The organism is Streptomyces sp. NPDC096205 (assembly GCF_044763135.1).
Lineage (GTDB): Bacteria > Actinomycetota > Actinomycetes > Streptomycetales > Streptomycetaceae > Streptomyces.
Genome location: NZ_JBIWFS010000012.1, coordinates 86,212 through 104,401, shown reverse-complemented (window position 1 = coordinate 104,401; position 18,190 = coordinate 86,212). Strand labels below are relative to the sequence as shown.

The window sequence follows — 18,190 nt, the reverse complement described above, 5'->3', positions numbered from 1 at the left end:
CGGCTCCGCGTTCGATTATCGCGCGCGGGGTGCTGCGGGAGAAAACGGCGTGGGTGCGGCCCAGGCCTGATGGTGTCACCCGGCGGGGGGCATGCGGAAGCCGCCGGGTGCGGATGCGACCCGGCGGCTTCGACTTGTGCTTCGACTTCTGCGAGCGTCGAGTCCGGGGTCAGCCGGCTACTCGTACGGCGAGCGCGTCGCCGATCTCGGTGGTGGAGCGGGCCGGCTTGCCGACGCGCTCGGCCAGGTCGGCGGCGACGGCCTCCTCGATGCGGGCGGCCTCGGCGTCGTGGCCGAGGTGGCGCAGCAGGAGGGCGACGGACAGGACGGTGGCCGTGGGGTCGGCCTTGCCCTGGCCCGCGATGTCCGGGGCCGAGCCGTGGACCGGCTCGAACATCGACGGGAACTCGCCGGAGGGGTTGATGTTGCCGGAGGCCGCCACGCCGATGCCGCCGGAGACGGCCGCGGCGAGGTCGGTGATGATGTCGCCGAACAGGTTGTCGGTGACGATGACGTCGAACCGCTCCGGCTGGGTGACCAGGTAGATGGTCGCGGCGTCGACGTGCATGTACTCGGTGGTGACCTCGGGGAACTCCTCGGCCACCTTGTTGAAGATGTTGGTCCACAGGTGACCGGCGAAGGTCAGCACGTTGTTCTTGTGGATCAGCGCGAGTTTCTTGCGCGGGCGGGCCTGGGCACGGGCGAAGGCGTCCCGGACGACACGCTCCACACCGAAGGCCGTGTTCACCGACACCTCGGTGGCGACCTCGTGGGGCGTGCCCTTGCGGATGGTGCCGCCGTTGCCGGTGTACGGGCCCTCGGTGCCCTCGCGGACGACGACGAAGTCGATCTCCGGCTGGCCGGCCAGCGGCGTGGCCACGCCGGGCAGCAGCTTGGAGGGCCGGAGGTTGACGTGGTGGTCGAAGGCGAAGCGGAGCTTGAGCAGGAAGCCGCGCTCCAGGACGCCGGACGGCACCGACGGGTCGCCGATCGCGCCGAGCAGGATCGCGTCGTGCTGCTTGAGGGCGTCGAGGTCGGCGTCGGTGAGGGTCTCACCGGTGGCGTGGTAGCGCCGGGCGCCGAAGTCGTAGTCCTTGGTCTCCAGCTTCACGTCCTCCGGGAGGACGGCGGAGAGGACCTTCAGACCTTCGGCCACTACCTCCTGGCCGATGCCGTCACCGGGGATCACTGCGAGATCGAGGATGCGAGAACTTGCCGACATGGAGGTGACCCTACTCTTCGTCCCATGCAATGACACACGCTGTCCGGCATCTGGACATTCGCACGAGAGCCGAACGGGCGACAACGTCATCTCGTCGTACTACGTTCACCCGTGTGTCGCAGCACTGTGGGGGTCCGCTGGGAAGTTCTTCGTCATGGAGACACCGGACTTCGGCATCCCGGAGCGACTGGCCCGCCGGATGAGCATGGCGGAGCAGCACGAGTATCTGCGCACCAAGCTGACGCGGCGTCGGACGCTGGTGACCGCGGGGGCGGTGGCGAGCGGCCTGCTGACCGGCTGCGCGGGCACGCAGGACCGGCCCGCGGGCACGGTGGCGACACCGACCCGCCCGGCCACGACCGCCGCCGCGGCACCGGGCGCCGCGCTCGTGCCGTTCGGCCGCCATCTGGCCCTCGGAGCGGACCCGCGCACCCAGATGCGGATCTCCTGGCAGGTCCCGGCCGCGGTGCGCAAACCGTACGTCCGGATCGGGGCGCGGCCCGACGCGCTGGGGCCGCGCATCGAGGCGGAGCTGCGGCATCTGCACACGCCGGCGATGGGCGACGTACGGCCCGAGGTCGAGCAGTACTACGTGCACGCCGCGCTGGACCACCTGCTGCCGGGCACGACGTACTACTACGGCGTCGGGCACGAGGGCCTCGACCCGGCCGACCCGCGTCTGCGGGCCGCTGTGGCCTCCTTCCGTACGGCGCCGGTGCGCCCTCGGTCCTTCGTCTTCACCGCCTTCGGCGACCAGGGGGTCGGTGAGGGGGCGGCGGCCCTCGACCGGCAGCTGGTGGGCGTGCGGCCGGCCTTCCATCTGCATGCGGGCGACATCTGCTACGCCGACGCCAACGGCAGGGGGACCGTGGCGGACCGCTACGACGCGGCGTTCTGGGACCGGTTCTTCCAGCAGAACGAACCGGTCGCGCGCTCGGTTCCCTGGATGGTGACGACCGGCAACCACGACATGGAGGCCTGGTACTCGCCGGAGGGCTACGGCGGTCAGCTCGCCCGGTTCTCCCTGCCGGACAGCGGCTTCGACCCGCGCCTTGCGCCGGGCGTGTACACGTTCACCTACGGCAACGTCGGCGTGGTGGCGCTCGACGCGAACGAGGTGTCGTACGAGATACCGGCCAACTTCGGTTACAGCGGGGGCCGGCAGACGGCCTGGCTGGACCGCACGCTGCGCAGGCTGCGGGCGTCCGACGAGGTGGACTTCGTCGTCGTCTACTTCCACCACTGCGCCTACTCGACCTCCGCGCACGCCTCCGACGGCGGGGTGCGCGCGGCGTGGCTGCCGCTGTTCGCGCGGCACCGGGTGGACCTGGTGATCAACGGCCACAACCACGTCTACGAGCGCACCGACGCCATCCGGGACGGCGAGGTCGGCCGGCGCGTGCCGGTCGGCGGCTCGACGGACCCGGAGCGGGACGGGATCGTCTATGTGACCGCCGGTGGCGGCGGGCGCGACCCCTACGGTTTCCCGGCGGGCGCGCAGGTCAGCTACGAGGGGCATGTGCACGACGCGGAGTCCGTGGAGACCTTCCGGTGGACCCGGTCACGGCAGCGCGACCCGGAGACCGTGGAGTGGTCCCGCGTGCGCTACCGGGGGTTCTCCTACCTCTCGGTGGAGGCGGAGAGCGGCCCGGCACCGCGGCTGAAGGTGTCGGCGCGGACGCACACGGGTGAGCGGATCGACCATTTCGAGGTGCGGCGCGGACGCTAGGCCCGTCCGTGGGCCTGGGCGCTCGCGCCGCACCTCGCGCGGGTGCGGCTCCCGGCGTCTTGGTGGTGCGATCGGCTCGACGGCCGGCTCAGGGGCCGGCCCGGCGGTCGCTCAGTGATCGGCTCAGTAGCCGGCCCTGCGGTCGCCTCAGTGGCCGGTCGCGCCGCCGTTGTCGCGGCGGTCGAGGGCGCGCTGGAGGGCGGCGGCGGCCTGCTGGCGGTCGGTCTCGTTCGGACGGGAGACGTGGCGGACTCGGCGGCGGACGGTCGTCTCGGCCATGGGAAATCGACTCCTTCGGAAGACCGGAGTGCATGAGGGGGTTACGAGACGCCGGAAGGGGCGGGGAGCACCGGCCGCAGGGGTTGCCTGCACGGGGCCCGGCTCACGACCGCCATTCGCTTGATCGAGCGAGACGTTCGGCTTCTACAAAGCTAAGGGAGGAGCTCGCTCGTGTCTCCACAATTACTCGGACTTCCTACTATCTGAGACGGCGACCCTCGGATGCAGCGCGCGCAGCTCGCGGACAAGGGCCCGAACGGCTGCCGTGGCGGCCAGCTCGGGGGTGGTGACGTAGCCGACCTGACGGGTGGGGCGCCGCGGACCGAGATCGGTGATCTGAAGGGTGAGCGGTGCTCCGGTGAGGGAGAGTGCGGGCATGACGGCCATGCCGAGACCACTGCTCACCATTGAGAGCACCGCTCCGTCGTCCTCGGCGCGCACGGTCGCCGGCGGCAGCCACTCCTGGGCGGCCCACCACTCACGCGTGTAGGAAGTGCAGTTCTCCGTCCAGTCGACCAGCGGCAGCGACCGCGGGTCGGGGTGCCCCGCCGGGTGCACCAGGGAGTACGGCTCCTCCAGCAGCACATCACCGACCAGCTCCGGCGGGATCGGTGAGCTGGTGCCGATCGTGGCGATCCCGATGTCGGCCCTCCCCCCGGCCACCTCCCCCGCCGTGCCCGGCCCGACCTCCCGTACGACGGTCACGCTCGCCTCGATGCCGGGGTGCCGCGCGGTCAGCCGCTCCAGCGCGGGCGGCAGCAGATGCAGGGCCGCGCTGCGGAACGCGGCGATGCGCAGCGGGCCCGCCGGCGGCCCGGAGTCCCCGGCACCGGCCCCGCGCGTCTCGGCGACCAGCACCTGGAGCATCCGCAGCACCCGGCGCCCGTGCGCCACGGCCCGCTCCCCCGCGGCGGTGGGCCGCGCCCCGTGCCGGCCCCGCTCGAACAGCACGACACCCAGCTTGCGTTCCATGCCGCGCACCGCATGCGACACCGCGGACTGGGTGGACCCGAGGCGTACGGCCGCGGCGGAGAAGCCGCCCTCCTCGGCGACGGCCACGAGGGTGCGCAGCTCCTGGGGTGCGAGGTCGACGGTGCGTGCGAGGTCGACGGTGTTCACGCGGGTGCTCCCACCTGCTGCTATGAGGGCGATTCATGGACCGGCCGGTCCCATGAGCGCAACCCCCTGCCCCCAGTCGGCATTCCTTCCTACGGTCCCTGTCATGAACGACATCGCGCTCACCGTCCAGCAGACCGCCCGTCCGACGGGCTTTCCCACCACGGACCACTTCCGGTTCGTCGAGTCGCCGGTCCCCGAGCCCCGGCCGGGCACGGCCGTGGTGGAGAACCTGCTGTGGTCGGTCGACCCGTACCACCGCGAGATGATGGACGGCGACTTCGCGCTCGACGCGCCGCTGGAGGGCCGCACGCTCGGCCGGGTCGTCGCCTCGCGCGAACCGTCCCTGCGCGAGGGCGAGATCGTCTTCCACCGGCAGGGCTGGCGCACCCACGCCGTGGTCACGCCCGACGAGGTCCGGCGCATCCCGCTGCACGAGGGCGTCCCGCTGACGGCGTACCTGAGCGTGCTCGGCGGTACGGGCCTGACGGCGTACATCGGGCTCACCCGGATCGCCGAACTGCGCGAGGGGCAGGACGTCTTCGTGTCCGGCGCGGCCGGCGGGGTCGGCACGGCCACCGGCCGCTTCGCCCGGCTGCTGGGCGCGGGCCGGCTGATCGGCAGCGCGGGCACGCCGGAGAAGGTCCGCCATCTGACCGAACAGGTCGGCTACGACGCGGCGTTCGACTACCACGACGGCCCGGTCGCCGACCTGCTGGCGAAGGCCGCCCCCGGCGGGATCGACGTCTTCGTGGACAACGTCGGCGGCGAGCACCTCGGCGCCGCGATCGGCGCGCTGCGCGAGCGCGGGCGGGTGGTGCGGGTGGGCACGATCAGCCAGTACAACACCCCGGCCGCCCCGCCGGTGCTCTTCAACCACGCCGATGTGGTGGAGAAGCGCCTGCGCATCGAGGGCTTCCTGGTGAGCGACTACCGGGAGCAGCAGGAGGAGCTGTACGCGTTCGCCGTACCGCATCTGCGCAGTGGGGCGCTCGCGCTCGACGAGACGGTCGTGGACGGGTTCGAGCGGATCGTGGAGGCGTTCCTGCTGATGCTGCGGGGCGGGAACACGGGGAAGATGCTGGTCAGGGCCGCCTGAGCGGCATCCTCAGGGGGCCTGAGCGGCACCTCAGGAGGCACGAGCGGCCCTCAGCGGCCTGACCGGCACCTCAGCGGGCTGACCGGCACCTCAGCGGGCTGAGCTGCGCATCAGCGGCCTGAGCGGCACCTCACAGCACGTCGCCGTCGCGCCAGTCGAAGAGCAGCTCGGTGTGCGGCCCCGCGGGGGCGGGCCAGACGTAGGTGGACCCCTCCTCCTCGGGCAGCCGGACCGGTCCGTCCGGCCCCAGCGCGCCGACCGGGCCGGACCAGGCGCACCAGCCGCGGGCCTCGTACAGCAGGGCGCCCTCGTCGCTCGCGGAGAGGGCGCCCAGGTCGTAGGCGCGGGTGAGGACGCCCTCCAGCGCGTCCATCACCCGGCCGCCGAGTCCGGTGCGCCGCACGTCCCGGCGTACGGCGACTCCCTCGACGTAGCCGATGCGCAGCCAGCGTCCGCCGAGCCGGGCCCGGCGCATGACCACCGCCCCGTGCGCGGCGATTCCCCGCTCGTCGTAGGCGAGGGCGTGCATGCCGCCGAGGGTGTGGTCCCAGTCCTCGGCGGAGAAGTCGCCGTCGAAGGAGTCGTACAACAGGGCGCGGACGGCGAGGAGTTCGCTGGGGGCGAGCTGGGCCGTGTGGGCGATGCGCAGGGTCATAGGAGCATTGTCAGGCGTGCCGCATCCATACGTGGGGCTCGCGGTACACCCCGTGGTCGGCGGCCTTGTCGAGCCGCAGCACGCTCAGCCCGCCGGGTATCACGTACTCGGCGGTCAGCGGCAGGTCGAGGCCGGTCCACTCCTTCCATTCCGCGACCGTGCCGGTCATGATCTGCGACTCCGGTGCGGGGGCGAGGAGTTGGGCGCCGAGGCGTTCGTGCGTGCGGATCCAGGGGTCGACGTGGGTGTCGTCGGTGCGGCGCCAGCGCATGAAGTCCTCGATGGGCATGAGCGGGAACTGCTCCTTCGACGTGGGGCGGACGGGCGCCACGACCTTGCCGAGCCCGGCCTCGCGCGCGGTGCGGCGCAGCGCCATGAGTGTCTCGCCGGCCAGCCCGCGCCCCCGCAGAGACGGGTGGACGACGGCCCCGCAGATCACCAACGTGTCCGGCTCCAGGCCCTGTTCGCGCCCTTCGACCGCCCGGACGAGAGCGTCGGTGTAGCCGCCGGGCAGTCCGTCGACGGTGCCGTCCCAGCGCAGCGGCACGCCCCATCCGGCGGCCACGGGCATGTCGCGCTCGTCGACGAGGATCAGCTCGAACTCGGCGAAGTACTCCCTGACCCGGCCTATGTAGCGCTTCACCACCCGGTCGGCCGTGATGAACGCCGGGAAGCCCTCGCTGAACAGCTCCGCGAGCTGCTCTTCCTGCCACTCGCGCGCGTCGGCGCGCTCGACCTTGAGTGTCACGGGCTGTTCTTAGCACACACCACCGGCAGCCTAACCACTAAAAGACTCTTGACCAGTTAGGTACGCGCGCACCATGATGCCGTCATGACCACTCACCGGGTTCACCACCGCACCGCGACCGTCCGCGGCCACGAGGTGTACTACCGCGAGGCCGGCCCCGAGGACGCGCCGGTGCTGCTGCTCCTGCACGGCTTCCCCAGCAGCTCGCACATGTTCCGGGACCTGATTCCGCTGCTCGCCGGCCGCTATCGCGTGATCGCGCCGGACCACATCGGGTTCGGGCGTTCGGCGCGGCCGGACGCGTCGGAGTTCTCGTACACGTTCGCCGAACTGGCTCGGGTCACCGCCGAGTTCACCGAGCAGCTCGGGCTGAAGCGGTTCGCGCTGTACGTCCAGGACTACGGCGCCCCGATCGGACTGCGGCTCGCGCTCGCGCATCCGGACCGGGTGAGCGCGATCGTCACGCAGAACGGCAACGCCTACGAGGAGGGGCTCGGCGCCGAGGCCTGGGCGCCGGTGAAGGCGCTGATCGCGGAGCGCACGCCCGAGACGGAGGCGCCGGTGCGGGAGATCTACTCCCTGGACGGCATCAAGTGGCAGTACCTGCACGGCGTTCCGGAGCGACTGAGGGAGCTGGTCAGCCCGGACGCCTACGAGCGGGACGCGGCCGACATCGCCCGCCCGGGCCAGACGGAGATCCAGCTCGACCTGATCTCCGACTACGGCTCCAACTTCGCCCTCTACCCGGCCTTCCAGGAGTACTTCCGCACCAGCCGGGTGCCCCTGCTGGCGGTCTGGGGCGGCCACGACGAGATCTTCGTCCCGGCGGGCACCCTCGCCTTCCAGCGGGACCTGCCGGAGGCCGAGGTGCATCTGCTGCCCACCGGCCACTTCGCCCTGGAGACGCACGCGGACCAGATCGCGGGCCTGATCGACGACTTCCTCGGCAGGACCCTGCCGGCGGCTCGCCCACACGACTGATCCTCCCCGCGGCGCCGGACATGCGGCCGCCGCGAGGGGAACAGGTGACGTCATGAACGACACGGAGAAGGTGTTTCTCGAAGGCGGCCCGGACGATCTTCCCGAGCGGATCGTGCCCGTCCCCAGCCCCGGCCCGGACGTGAAGATCGAGCTGCGCAACGGCTACGAACACTTCCGGCCCACGTCCCGCGAGGCCGACACGCCGGAGGGCAGCCTGCCAGTGTACGAGTGGTGGGAGCGGACCGAGATGGCCGGCTGAGGGGCGTTGTCAGTGGTGGGCCCTACGGTGATCGCATGGGCTACCACCTGCATCTGATCGCGGTCCCCGAGGCCGAGCTGCGCGAGGACGGCGTCTGGCTCGCCGAGCTGTTCGAGGCGTCCTGGGACAGCGAGGAGAAGTCGCCGGACGCCGTCGAGATGGTGATCCACAAGGACTTCTTCACCCTGGACCACCTCCTCTGCGGGGCCGAGAAGCACGACATCGGCCCCTGGCTGCCCGCCTCGCTGCTCATATTCGGCGGACGGCCCGTGTACCACCCGACGTATCCGGACCCCTATGTGCTGCTCACGCCCGAGGACGTGCGCCTGGGCGCGGAGTTCCTCAAGGCCACGGCCTTCGAGGACCTGTGGGCCGTGAGCGGCGCCGAGCTGGCGGGGTCCTGGGGGTGGCCCGAGGAGAAGGTCGCGGAGATGCTCGCCCAGTACTACGTGGATCTGCGCGACACGTATGTGCGGGCAGCGGCCGAGGGCCGGGCCATGGCGAAGAACTTCGCCTTCTGACCCGGCCCTCGAAAGGGGGTGCCGCTGGGGCGTCAGCCCATGTGCGGGTAGGTGTAGTCGGTCGGCGGGACCAGCGTCTCCTTGATGGCGCGGGTCAGCGTCCAGCGCATCAGGTTCTGCGGGGCGCCGGCCTTGTCGTTGGTGCCGGAGGCGCGGCCGCCGCCGAAGGGCTGCTGGCCGACGACGGCACCGGTGGACTTGTCGTTGATGTAGAAGTTGCCGGCCGCGTAGCGCAGCTTGTCCATCGTGTACGCGGTGGCCGCGCGGTCGCTGGAGATGACCGAGCCGGTGAGGGCGTAGTCGGAGGCGGACTCCATCTGGGTCAGCATCTCGTCGTACTTGTCGTCCTCGTAGACGTGCACGGCGAGGATCGGGCCGAAGTACTCGGTCGTGAAGACCTCGTTCTCCGGGTCGCTGCACTCGATGACGGTCGGGCGGACGAAGTAGCCGACCGAGTCGTCGTAGGAGCCGCCCGCGACGATCGTGCAGGCCGGGTCCTGCTTGGCACGGTCGATGGCGGCCTTGTTCTTGGCGAAGGCACGCTCGTCGATGACGGCGCCGATGAAGTTCGACAGGTCGGTGACGTCACCCATGGTGAGGTAGTCGACCTCGGCGGCGAACTCCTCCTTGAAGCCGGAGTTCCAGATGGAGGCCGGGACGTAGGCGCGGGAGGTCGCGGAGCACTTCTGGCCCTGGTATTCGAAGGCGCCACGGGTCAGGGCGGTCTTCAGGATCGCGCGGTCGGCGCTCGGGTGGGCGACGACGAAGTCCTTGCCGCCGGTCTCGCCGACCAGGCGCGGGTAGGAGCGGTACTTCTCGATGTTGGTGCCGACCGTCTTCCACAGGTACTGGAAGGTCTTGGTCGAGCCGGTGAAGTGGATGCCGGCGAGGTCGCGGTGCTCGAGGGCGACCTTGGAGACCTCGATGCCGTCGCCGGTGACGAGGTTGATGACGCCCTTGGGCAGACCGGCCTCCTCCAGCAGCTGCATCAGCAGCACGGCGGCGTGGGTCTGCGTCGGGGACGGCTTCCACACGACCACGTTGCCCATCAGGGCCGGGGCGGTCGGCAGGTTGCCCGCGATGGCCGTGAAGTTGAACGGCGTGATCGCGTAGACGAAGCCCTCCAGCGGGCGGTGGTCCAGGCGGTTCCACACGCCCGGGGAGTTCGCCGGGGGCTGCTCGGCCAGGATCTGGCGGGCGTAGGCGACGTTGAAGCGCCAGAAGTCCACCAGCTCGCAGGGGGTGTCGATCTCGGCCTGCTGGGCGGTCTTGGACTGGCCCAGCATGGTGGAGGCGGCCAGCGTCTCGCGCCACGGGCCGGCCAGCAGCTCGGCCGCGCGCAGGATGATCGCCGCGCGGTCGTCGAAGGACATCGCGCGCCAGGCCGGGGCGGCCGCGAGGGCGGCGTCGATCGCGTCCTGCGCGTCCGCCTGCGTGGCGTTGCGGTAGGTGCCGATGACGGCCTTGTGGTTGTGCGGCTGGACGACCTGGAAGACCTCTCCGCCGCCCATCCGCTTCTCACCGCCGATGGTGCAGGGCAGGTCGATCGGGTTCTCGGCCAGCTCCTTGAGCTTGACCTCCAGCCGGGCGCGCTCGGGCGAGCCGGGGGCGTAGCCGTGCACCGGCTCGTTGACGGGGGTGGGGACCTGGGTCACAGCGTCCATGAGATCCGTAACTCCTTGTACGTGAGCGGGTGTTCGGGTTCAGCCCTTGGAGAGCATGCTGCGGACGAAGAACCGCAGGTTGGCCGGCTTCTCGGCCAGGCGTCGCATGAAGTAGCCGTACCAGTCGGTGCCGTAGGCGGTGTAGACGCGCATGCGGTGGCCCTCGGCGGCCAGGCGCAGGTGCTCGTCGCCGCGGATGCCGTACAGCATCTGGAACTCGTACTCGTCGAGCTTGCGGCCGGCCTTGCGGGCGAGTTCCTGGCCGATGGAGATCAGGCGCGGGTCGTGGGACCCGATCATCGGGTAGCCCTCGCCCTCCATCAGCGTCCGCAGGATGCGCACATACGCCTTGTCGATCTCGTGCTTCTGCTGGTAGGCGACCTCGGCGGGCTCCTTGTAGGCGCCCTTCACGAGGCGGACGCGGCTGCCGTTCGCGGCGAGGCGGCGGGCGTCGGCCTCGGTGCGGAAGAGGTAGGCCTGGATGACGCAGCCGGTCTGCGGGAAGTCCTTCCGCAGCTCGTCGTGGATGGCGAACATCGAGTCGAGGGTGGTGTGGTCCTCGGCGTCCAGGGTGACGGTGGTGCCGATCGCGGCGGCGGCCTCGACGACCGGGCGGACATTGGCGAGGGCCAGTTCGTGGCCGCCGTCCAGCGCCTGGCCGAACATCGACAGCTTGACGGACATCTCCACACGCTCGCCCAGCCCCAGGTCCTTGAGGTGGTCGATCAGCGCCAGATAGGCGTCCCGGGCGGCACCGGCCTGCTCCGGGGTGGTGATGTCCTCGCCGACGACGTCCATCGTCAGCTCCAGGCCCTTGGCCGTGAGGTCCTCGATGATCGGGACGATGTCGTCCACGGTCTCACCGGGGATGAACCGGTCGACGACCTGCTTGGTGACCGGGGCCGCCGAGATCAGGCGTCGCATCCGGTCGCTGCGCGACGCGGCGAGAATCACGGGACCCAGCACGGGGAACCTCCACAAACCAGCAGAAACAGGCCGTAGCCCTACGAGTCGGGTACGGCACGGAGAACCACCGTGAAACCTAAGGATTGCTCCGATCCTCTGCCATCGACAGCTGTCACGCATCCGTGCCGCAGATCTCAGACAGATGTATGAAGGCCTCGCGGATATGGGGCAGAATGCCCGGGTGACGCCGGAAGCTGGATCCTTCAGAAACGTGGCGGACTACCAAGAGCTGGTCGACGAGATCTCCGAGCTCCTGGGCGTTCCGGCGACCCTGGAGAACCGCGACTTCGAGCTGATCGCCTTCGGCGCGTACGACGACGAGGGTGACCTCGACCCGTCCGCGCTGGACCCGGTCCGCACCCGCTCGATCCTGACCCGGCGCTCCACGGCGGCGGTGCGGGAGTGGTTCGAGGGCTTCGGCATCACCCGGGCGACCGCCCCGGTGCGTATCCCGCCGACGCCCGAGGCGGGCGTCTACCGCGGGCGGATCTGCCTCCCGGTACGCCACCGGGGTGTCGTCCTCGGCTACGTCTGGCTGCTGGACGACGATCCCGGCCCCACGGACGCCCAGCTCGGCGCGGCGATGGAGGTGGCCGCGCGGATCGGCGCGCTGCTCGCGGACGAGGCGCAGCACGGCGCCGACCTGACCCGGGAGTTCCGCGCGGTGCTGACCGCCGAAGGGGGCTGGCAGCAGGACATGGCGGTGGCCGCACTGCGGACGGCCCTGGGGCCGCGCGGAGAGGGCCCGCACACCGTGGTCTGCGTCGCGCCCTGGCCGTCGGCCGACCCCGACGACGCGCCCTCGGCCCGCACGGTGCCGCATGCGACGGCCCTGTGCACGGTGCCGTGGGGTACGACAGGGCAGTGCCTGGCGCTGCTGGTGCGGCTGCGCTCGGCGGATGTGCACGTCCCGGCGCTGACGGCGGCCTCGCGGTTGCTGCGGGAGGGGGCCCGCGCGGCCGGGGTCGGCGAGATCCGCACCGGGCTGGCCGAGCTGGGCACGTCCTGGCAGGAGGCGTCGGCCGCGGCCCGGGCCGCGGTCGCCGAGCCCCGGCTCGGCCCGGTCGCCGAGTGGTCCCGGATCGGCTCCTACCGGCTGCTGACCTCGCTGCCCGCGGGCTCGGCACACGACCCCGCGGTCGCCCCGCTGCTCTCCCCCGCCCAGCGGGAACTCGCCCGCACCGCCGAGGTCTACCTCGACCACGCGGGCCAGGCCGGCCGCACGGCCGCCGCGCTGGGCATCCACCGGCAGACCCTCTACTACCGCCTGTCCCGGGTGGAGCAGCTGACGGGGCTGGATCTGGACGACGGGGAGCACCGGCTGCTGCTGCACATGGCGTTGAAGGCGGCGCGGCTGTAGCGCGGCTGTTGAGCCCCGGCACCCCGCGGGAATTTGTTGAAAACGATTGTCATCATGCTACGGTCAGCGCACTTCCTCTCTTGACCACCCCTTTACCCGGAGGGTTCCGTGCGCCTGCCCGCCCGCCGACTGCTTCTCCTCGCCGGCGTCTCCGCCCTGCTCACCGGCTGCTTCTCCGGCTCGCCGGCGACGGACGGGGACGGCAGGCGCATCCGCGTCGCGATGATGCAGCCCCCGCGCTCGGGGCTCTCCCCGCTCACCGACGACGCGTTCAAGCTGTCGCGCTGGTCGACCGCCGAGACCCTGGTGAGGCTGGACGCGGACGGCGACGCCCGGCCCGCGCTGGCCACCAAGTGGCGTCAGCAGGGCCGCAGTTGGATCTTCGACATACGCCAGGGCGTCACCTTCCACGACGGTACGAAGCTGGACGCCGAGGCCGTCGTCCGGTCCCTCACCCGGGCCGCGACCGCCTCCCCCAAGCCGCGCATCCTCGACGGTGTCGAGCTGACGGCTCACGGGAACGGACACACCGTCACCGTCACCACCGCAGAGCAGGACCCCCTCGTCCCGCAGCGGCTCAGCTCCCCGCAGCTGTCGATCCTCGCCGCGAAGGCCTACCGCGGGAAGACGGTGGACCCGGTCGGCGCTGGCACCGGCCCGTTCGAGCTGACCGAGGTGAACGGCACCTCCTCCGCGTCCCTCGACCGCTACGCCGGCTACTGGGGCGCCAAGGCGAAGGCCCCCGGCATCGATGTACGGTTCGTCCCCGACGGCACCGCCCGCGCGGCCGCCCTGCGCAGCGGCGAGGCCGACATCGTCGAGGCCGTGCCCGTGTCGCAGGCGGCGCTGGTGGACGAGGACCTGATCACCGAGGTGCCGATGCCGCGCACCAACACGCTGTACCTCAACACCTCCGACGGCCCCTTCGCCGACCCCGCGGTCCGGGCCGCCGCCCGCGAGGCGATCGACGCCGAGTCCATCGTGCGGGGCGTGTACGAGGGCCGCGCCGATGCCGCCGAGGGGCTGCTGGGCCCGGCGCTGCCCTGGGCGGACGATCTGCGTACGCCGGTGAAGCGGGCCAAGTCCCGTGCCGTGCAGGGCGCTTCGATCACGCTCGGCACCTTCACCGACCGCGCCGAGCTGCCCGAGGTCGCCGCCGCGCTGCAACAGCAGCTCCAGAAGGCCGGTTTCCGGGTGAAGCTGGACGTGCGGGAGTACGCCAACATCGAGTCCGACGCGCTGGCGGGCGCGTTCGACGCCTTCGTCCTGTCCCGGGCGACCGTCCTGGACTCCGGCGACCCGGCCGCCTACCTCTACAGCGACTTCGCCTCCGACGGCTCCTTCAACATCTCCCAGCTCGCGGACCGTTCGGTGGACGCCGCGCTGCGCAAGGCCGGCGCCACGGCCACCGGCGACGCCCGGCGCGCGGCCGTCATCGCCGCCGAGGCCGCGGTGCTGGCCACCGACGCGGCCGTGCCGATGCTGCACGAGCGGGTCGTCCAGGGCGACGCGGCCGGGGTCGTCGACGCCGCCCACGACCCGCGCGAGCGGGAGCTGGTCACCGCCGCCACCTACGTCAGGTGAGGCCGACCGCCGCCGGGACGACCCGGCTGCTGTGTCTCGCCGCGGTCGTCACCGCCGTAGGGCTGCTGCCCTGGCTGTCCGGGCGGGACCCGGCGCTGACCGTGCTGCGCGCCCGCTCCGCCGAGCAGGAGCCGACGCGCGAGGCTCTGGACGCCGTACGACGTGATCTCGGGCTGGGTGCCGGGCCGTTGCACCTGCTCGGGGACTGGGCGGGCGGGCTGCTGCGCGGGGACCTGGGGACCTCGTGGGTGTCGCACACCGAGGTGGGGCCGTCGGTGACGGCCGGGCTGCAGGTGTCGCTGGGGCTGATGGGCGCGGCGCTCGCGGTGGCGGTGCTGCCGGCGGCGGCCCTGGTCGTGCCGGTGCTGGTGCGGGGGCGCGGCTCGGCCGGGGCGGGGGCCGCGATGCTGGCGGCCGTGCCCGAGTTCCTGCTGGCCACGGTCGCGCTGCTGGTGTGCGGGGTGTGGCTGGGGTGGCTGCCGACGTCCGGCTGGCAGGGGCCGGAGCATCTGGTGCTGCCCGCGGTCGCGCTGGGCGTTCCCGCGGGCGGTCTGCTGGGGCGGCTGGTCGCGGACGCGCTGCCCGCCGTGCTCGACGAGCGGTGGGTGGAGCTGTGGCGGGGCGCGGGCGTGAGCCGGGCGCGGATCGCGTCGGCCGCGCTGCGGCGGGTGGTGCCGCCGCTGGTGCCGCAGTTCGGGATGGCGGCCGTGGGACTGACCGGGGGCGCGGTCGCGGTGGAGACGGTGTTCGCCGTGCCGGGCATCGGACGTACGGCGCTGGGGGCGGCCAAGTCGCAGGATCTGCCGCTGCTCCAGGGGTCGGTGCTGGCGCTGTTGCTGCTCGGGCTGGTCGCGGGCGTGGCGGCGGCGTTCACACGGCGGTTGCTGCTGGGGTCCGCGCTGCGTGACGCCTCCCTCACACTGCCGACGGCCCGCCCGGTCCGTACACACCCGGCGATCCCGTTGACCCTGTTCACACTGCTCGCCGTGACGATCGGCTGGGGCCTGCTGCGCGACCCGTACGCCGTGCACACCACCGCCCGGCTCGCCGCGCCCTCCTGGGCGCACCCTCTGGGCACCGACGGACTCGGCCGCGATGTGCTGGCCCGGCTCGGGCACGGCGCCGCGTCGACCGTCGGCACGGCGACCGCGGTGTGCCTGCTCAGCCTGCTGGTCGCGCTCGCGCTCGGTTTCCTGCCCGGTGTCGCGGCGGGCGCGGCGGACATCGCCAACGCGCTGCCGCCGGTGATCGTCGGCATCCTGGTCGCGGCCGCCGCCGGGCCCGGCACCGGCGGGGCCGCCCTCGCCGTCGCCCTGATCTCGTGGCCTCCCCTCGCCGCGCACGCGGCGGCGCTGGTGCAGGAGGTGCGGTCGTCGGGGTTCCTCACGGCCCAACGCGCCCTCGGTGCACCGCCGTCATGGATCCTGACCCGGCATGTGCTGCCGTCCGTCGCGGCGCCCGTCGCCCGGCACGCCCTGCTGCGGCTGCCCGGCATCGCGCTCGCCCTGGCCTCCCTCGGCTTCCTGGGCCTGGGCGCCCAGCCGCCCGCGCCGGAGTGGGGGCTGCTGCTCGACGAGTCCCGCGCCTATGTCGAACGCGCCCCATGGGCGGCCCTCGCCCCGGCGGTCGCACTCGCGCTGCTGGCGGGGCTGGCGGTGTCGGGGGCGGCGTACGCGCAGGGGCGGGCGGTGTCGGGGGCGGCGTACACCCAGGGGCGGGCGGTGTCGGGAGCGGCGCACGCGCAGGGGCGGCGCACGGTCGCGTCCGCCGTCCGGAAGGAGGCCCCCGGTGGAGTCTGAGTCCAAGTCTGAGTCCCCTCGGCCCGAGCCGCTGCTCTCGGTGCGCGGGCTGCGGATCGCCTTCGCCGGGGTGGAGGTCGTACGCGGCCTCTCCTTCGACGTACACCCCCGCGAAGTCCTCGCGCTGGTGGGCGAGTCGGGCGCGGGCAAGTCGCTGACCGCCCGCGCGCTGCTCGGGATGCTGCCGCCCGGGGCGGCCATGACCGGGAGCGTGCTGCCGGACCTGTCCGCCGCACGGGGCCGCCGTATCGCGCTCGTGCCGCAGGACGCGCTGTCCGCCCTCTCCCCCGTGCACCCCGTCGGCGATCAACTCGCCGCCGCCGTACGGTCCGTGCGCCGCGTGTCGCGCCGACAGGCGCGAGCCGTCGCGGTGGCCGCGCTCGACCGGGTCGGCATCCCGGACGCGGCCCGCCGGGCGCGTGCGTATCCGCACGAGTACTCCGGCGGCATGCGGCAGCGGGCGGTCATCGCCATGGCGACCGTGAACGAGCCGGACGTCCTTGTCGCCGACGAGCCCACCACCGCCCTGGACGCCGACCGTCGGGAGCTGGTGCTGAGGGTGCTGGCCGAGCAGCGGGAGGCCGTGGGGGCGTCGCTGGTGCTGGTCACGCACGACATGGAGGCGGTGCGCGGGCACGCCGACCGGATGCTGGTGATGTACGCGGGCCGGGCCGCCGAACTCGGCCCCGCAGGTGAGGTGTTGGAGCGGCCCCTGGCCCCCTACACGGCCGGTCTGCTGGCCTCGCTGCCGCGCCCGGACGGGCCCCGGCTGCGCCGCCTGCCCACCCTGCCGGGCACCCCGCCCGCGCCGGGCGCCCTCCCGCCGGGCTGCGCCTTCGCGCCGCGCTGCGCCCTGGCCGACGACCGCTGCCGGGCCGAGGAACCGGAGCCGCGGGAGGCGGCGGGCCGGCAGGTCGCCTGCCACCGCCTGGCCGACGTACCTCAGGAGCACCCCGTATGAGCCACGCCCTGCTCGACGTCCGCGACCTCGTCGTGCGCTACGGCCCCGTCACCGCCGTGGACGGCGTCTCCTTCCGCCTGGAGGCGGGCGAGACCCTGGCCCTGGACGGTCCCTCCGGCTGCGGCAAGTCCTCCACCGCGCTCGCGGCGCTGCTGCTGCGCCGCCCCGACTCCGGCGAAGTGCGCTTCGAGGGCCGGGAGTTGACGGCGCTCACCGAGCGCGAGCTGCGCCCGCTGCGGCGGCGTATGCAACCGGTCTTCCAGGACCCGTACGGCTCACTGAACCCGCGGCGCCCGGTCCGCGAGGCGATCGCGGAGCCGCTGCGGCTGCACGGCGGCTGGACGGCGGCGAGCGGCCCCGCCCGGGTGGCCGAGCTGCTCGACCGGGTCGGCCTGGACCCGGCGTACGGCGACCGGCGGCCGCACGAGCTGTCCGGCGGGCAGTGCCAGCGCGTCGGCATCGCCCGTGCGCTTGCCTGTGAGCCGCGGCTGCTGGTGCTCGACGAGCCGGTGTCGGCGCTGGACCCGTCCGTGCGGGCCGGGGTGCTCAACCTGCTCGCCGACCTGCGCGACGACCTCGGCCTCGGCTACCTGTTCATCTGCCACGACCCGGCGGTCGTACGGCACTTCGCGGACCGGGTGCTGACGATGCGGGAGGGGCGGCTCAGCCCTTCGTAGCCGCGGCGATCATCTGGCGCAGCCCCTCGGCGAGCTGTTCGCCGCTGGGCGCGGTCTTCGGGTCGAAGGTCCACTGGGCGATGAGGCCGGTCATGAGGGTCACATAGAACATGCCGAGGGTGTCGGCGGTCTCGTCCGAGACGTCCTCCTCGCTGCCGCCCATGAGCATCGGGACGAAGCCGCGTCCGGCCTCGCGCTGGGCGCGCGCCAACTGGTCGCGCACCTCGGGAAGCGTGTCGCCCATGACCACGATCTCCATGCTGAGGCGCCAGATGGATCCGGGCTCCCGCATGGTGGCGATGACGTTCGACCACACCTCCTGGAACCGCTCGACGGACCCGGGCCGCGAGCTCATGACGGCACCGCCGCCCTGGAAGGCGTCGCCCATCCCCTCGACCAGCGACACATACGCCTGCGCGAGCAGCGCGTCCTTCGAGCCGTAGTGGTAGCCGATCGAGGCCAGATTGGTCCCCGACTCCTTGACGATGTCGCGCGCCGTCGTGCGCGCGAACCCCTTCTGCAACAGGCAGCGCTTGGCGCCTTCGAGCAGATCCTCACGGTGTCCCATGC

At 72.5% G+C, this 18,190-nt stretch carries 18 protein-coding genes; 10 read left to right on the top strand and 8 right to left on the bottom strand.

Going from position 1 to position 18,190, the window contains the following annotated elements:
- Window positions 1–169 precede the first annotated feature (169 nt).
- On the bottom strand, window positions 170–1,222 hold the full coding sequence (locus tag ACIQ6Y_RS36160; RefSeq protein ID WP_404046215.1) for a 3-isopropylmalate dehydrogenase: 1,053 nt from the start codon (window positions 1,220–1,222) through the stop codon (window positions 170–172).
- A gap of 154 nt (window positions 1,223–1,376) precedes the next feature.
- Here ACIQ6Y_RS36160 and ACIQ6Y_RS36155 point away from each other — a divergent pair, with 154 nt between their 5' ends.
- The gene (locus ACIQ6Y_RS36155) at window positions 1,377–2,951 is read left to right on the top strand and encodes a purple acid phosphatase family protein (RefSeq protein ID WP_404046212.1); all 1,575 of its coding nucleotides are present in this window, start codon (window positions 1,377–1,379) and stop codon (window positions 2,949–2,951) included.
- Window positions 2,952–3,098: 147 nt separating this feature from the next.
- Here ACIQ6Y_RS36155 and ACIQ6Y_RS36150 read toward each other — a convergent pair whose 3' ends face one another.
- A complete protein-coding gene (locus ACIQ6Y_RS36150; protein WP_404046209.1) occupies window positions 3,099–3,230 on the bottom strand; it encodes a hypothetical protein in 132 nt (43 codons plus the stop codon).
- 183 nt (window positions 3,231–3,413) lie between these two features.
- Complete coding sequence (locus tag ACIQ6Y_RS36145) at window positions 3,414–4,349, bottom strand: LysR family transcriptional regulator (RefSeq protein ID WP_404046206.1); 936 nt, start codon at window positions 4,347–4,349, stop codon at window positions 3,414–3,416.
- A 103-nt stretch (window positions 4,350–4,452) separates the two neighbouring features.
- Here ACIQ6Y_RS36145 and ACIQ6Y_RS36140 point away from each other — a divergent pair, with 103 nt between their 5' ends.
- The gene (locus ACIQ6Y_RS36140; protein ID WP_404046203.1) at window positions 4,453–5,445 is read left to right on the top strand and encodes an NADP-dependent oxidoreductase; all 993 of its coding nucleotides are present in this window, start codon (window positions 4,453–4,455) and stop codon (window positions 5,443–5,445) included.
- A gap of 130 nt (window positions 5,446–5,575) precedes the next feature.
- Here ACIQ6Y_RS36140 and ACIQ6Y_RS36135 read toward each other — a convergent pair whose 3' ends face one another.
- Both ACIQ6Y_RS36135 and ACIQ6Y_RS36130 read right to left on the bottom strand, forming a co-directional pair.
- Complete coding sequence (locus ACIQ6Y_RS36135; protein WP_404046200.1) at window positions 5,576–6,100, bottom strand: GNAT family N-acetyltransferase; 525 nt, start codon at window positions 6,098–6,100, stop codon at window positions 5,576–5,578.
- Between the two features lie 10 nt (window positions 6,101–6,110).
- The gene (locus tag ACIQ6Y_RS36130) at window positions 6,111–6,848 is read right to left on the bottom strand and encodes a GNAT family N-acetyltransferase (RefSeq protein ID WP_404046197.1); all 738 of its coding nucleotides are present in this window, start codon (window positions 6,846–6,848) and stop codon (window positions 6,111–6,113) included.
- Window positions 6,849–6,932: 84 nt separating this feature from the next.
- Between ACIQ6Y_RS36130 and ACIQ6Y_RS36125 the strand changes: the two genes are divergently transcribed.
- From ACIQ6Y_RS36125 to ACIQ6Y_RS36115, 3 genes are read left to right on the top strand one after another with little or no spacing between them, the layout of a single operon-like run.
- Window positions 6,933–7,829 (top strand): alpha/beta fold hydrolase, encoded by an 897-nt coding sequence (locus ACIQ6Y_RS36125; protein ID WP_404046195.1) that lies wholly within the window; start codon window positions 6,933–6,935, stop codon window positions 7,827–7,829.
- Window positions 7,830–7,881: 52 nt separating this feature from the next.
- Window positions 7,882–8,088, top strand: a complete 207-nt coding sequence (locus ACIQ6Y_RS36120; RefSeq protein ID WP_404046193.1) for a DUF5988 family protein — start codon at window positions 7,882–7,884, stop codon at window positions 8,086–8,088.
- Window positions 8,089–8,123: 35 nt separating this feature from the next.
- Entirely contained in the window at window positions 8,124–8,609 is a 486-nt protein-coding gene (locus ACIQ6Y_RS36115) for a DUF1877 family protein (RefSeq protein ID WP_404046191.1), read from the top strand.
- 32 nt (window positions 8,610–8,641) lie between these two features.
- Here ACIQ6Y_RS36115 and pruA read toward each other — a convergent pair whose 3' ends face one another.
- Both pruA and ACIQ6Y_RS36105 read right to left on the bottom strand, forming a co-directional pair.
- A complete protein-coding gene (pruA, locus tag ACIQ6Y_RS36110) occupies window positions 8,642–10,273 on the bottom strand; it encodes an L-glutamate gamma-semialdehyde dehydrogenase (RefSeq protein WP_404046189.1) in 1,632 nt (543 codons plus the stop codon).
- A 39-nt stretch (window positions 10,274–10,312) separates the two neighbouring features.
- A complete protein-coding gene (locus tag ACIQ6Y_RS36105) occupies window positions 10,313–11,239 on the bottom strand; it encodes a proline dehydrogenase family protein (protein ID WP_404046186.1) in 927 nt (308 codons plus the stop codon).
- A 163-nt stretch (window positions 11,240–11,402) separates the two neighbouring features.
- On the opposite strand from ACIQ6Y_RS36105, the gene ACIQ6Y_RS36100 reads away from it, so the two are divergent.
- From ACIQ6Y_RS36100 to ACIQ6Y_RS36080, 5 genes are all read left to right on the top strand, one after another.
- Window positions 11,403–12,599, top strand: a complete 1,197-nt coding sequence (locus ACIQ6Y_RS36100; protein WP_404046182.1) for a PucR family transcriptional regulator — start codon at window positions 11,403–11,405, stop codon at window positions 12,597–12,599.
- Between the two features lie 108 nt (window positions 12,600–12,707).
- A complete protein-coding gene (locus ACIQ6Y_RS36095) occupies window positions 12,708–14,183 on the top strand; it encodes an ABC transporter substrate-binding protein (RefSeq protein WP_404046179.1) in 1,476 nt (491 codons plus the stop codon).
- Window positions 14,180–15,982 (top strand): ABC transporter permease subunit, encoded by a 1,803-nt coding sequence (locus tag ACIQ6Y_RS36090; protein WP_404046177.1) that lies wholly within the window; start codon window positions 14,180–14,182, stop codon window positions 15,980–15,982. The genes ACIQ6Y_RS36095 and ACIQ6Y_RS36090 overlap by 4 nt, the downstream gene beginning before the upstream one ends.
- On the top strand, window positions 15,972–16,943 hold the full coding sequence (locus ACIQ6Y_RS36085; RefSeq protein WP_404046174.1) for an ABC transporter ATP-binding protein: 972 nt from the start codon (window positions 15,972–15,974) through the stop codon (window positions 16,941–16,943). The genes ACIQ6Y_RS36090 and ACIQ6Y_RS36085 overlap by 11 nt, the downstream gene beginning before the upstream one ends.
- Window positions 16,940–17,620, top strand: coding sequence for an ATP-binding cassette domain-containing protein (locus ACIQ6Y_RS36080; RefSeq protein ID WP_404046172.1), 681 nt, complete (start codon window positions 16,940–16,942; stop codon window positions 17,618–17,620). Before ACIQ6Y_RS36085 ends, ACIQ6Y_RS36080 begins: the two co-directional genes overlap by 4 nt.
- Here the strand turns inward: ACIQ6Y_RS36080 and ACIQ6Y_RS36075 are convergent.
- The gene (locus ACIQ6Y_RS36075; protein WP_404046169.1) at window positions 17,607–18,188 is read right to left on the bottom strand and encodes a TetR/AcrR family transcriptional regulator; all 582 of its coding nucleotides are present in this window, start codon (window positions 18,186–18,188) and stop codon (window positions 17,607–17,609) included. The genes ACIQ6Y_RS36080 and ACIQ6Y_RS36075 overlap by 14 nt on opposite strands.
- Window positions 18,189–18,190 lie beyond the last annotated feature (2 nt).

Bases quoted from the DNA above. Each gene is read 5' to 3' on its own strand.
- ACIQ6Y_RS36100 (WP_404046182.1), top strand. From the start codon at position 11,403: ATGGGGCAGAATGCCCGGGTGACGCCGGAAGCTGGATCCTTCAGAAAC.
- ACIQ6Y_RS36140 (WP_404046203.1), top strand. From the start codon at position 4,453: ATGAACGACATCGCGCTCACCGTCCAGCAGACCGCCCGTCCGACGGGC.
- ACIQ6Y_RS36115 (WP_404046191.1), top strand. From the start codon at position 8,124: ATGGGCTACCACCTGCATCTGATCGCGGTCCCCGAGGCCGAGCTGCGC.
- ACIQ6Y_RS36080 (WP_404046172.1), top strand. From the start codon at position 16,940: ATGAGCCACGCCCTGCTCGACGTCCGCGACCTCGTCGTGCGCTACGGC.
- ACIQ6Y_RS36125 (WP_404046195.1), top strand. From the start codon at position 6,933: ATGACCACTCACCGGGTTCACCACCGCACCGCGACCGTCCGCGGCCAC.
- ACIQ6Y_RS36155 (WP_404046212.1), top strand. From the start codon at position 1,377: ATGGAGACACCGGACTTCGGCATCCCGGAGCGACTGGCCCGCCGGATG.
- ACIQ6Y_RS36160 (WP_404046215.1), bottom strand. From the start codon at position 1,222: ATGTCGGCAAGTTCTCGCATCCTCGATCTCGCAGTGATCCCCGGTGAC.
- ACIQ6Y_RS36135 (WP_404046200.1), bottom strand. From the start codon at position 6,100: ATGACCCTGCGCATCGCCCACACGGCCCAGCTCGCCCCCAGCGAACTC.
- ACIQ6Y_RS36075 (WP_404046169.1), bottom strand. From the start codon at position 18,188: ATGGGACACCGTGAGGATCTGCTCGAAGGCGCCAAGCGCTGCCTGTTG.
- pruA (WP_404046189.1), bottom strand. From the start codon at position 10,273: ATGGACGCTGTGACCCAGGTCCCCACCCCCGTCAACGAGCCGGTGCAC.
- ACIQ6Y_RS36120 (WP_404046193.1), top strand. From the start codon at position 7,882: ATGAACGACACGGAGAAGGTGTTTCTCGAAGGCGGCCCGGACGATCTT.
- ACIQ6Y_RS36150 (WP_404046209.1), bottom strand. From the start codon at position 3,230: ATGGCCGAGACGACCGTCCGCCGCCGAGTCCGCCACGTCTCCCGTCCG.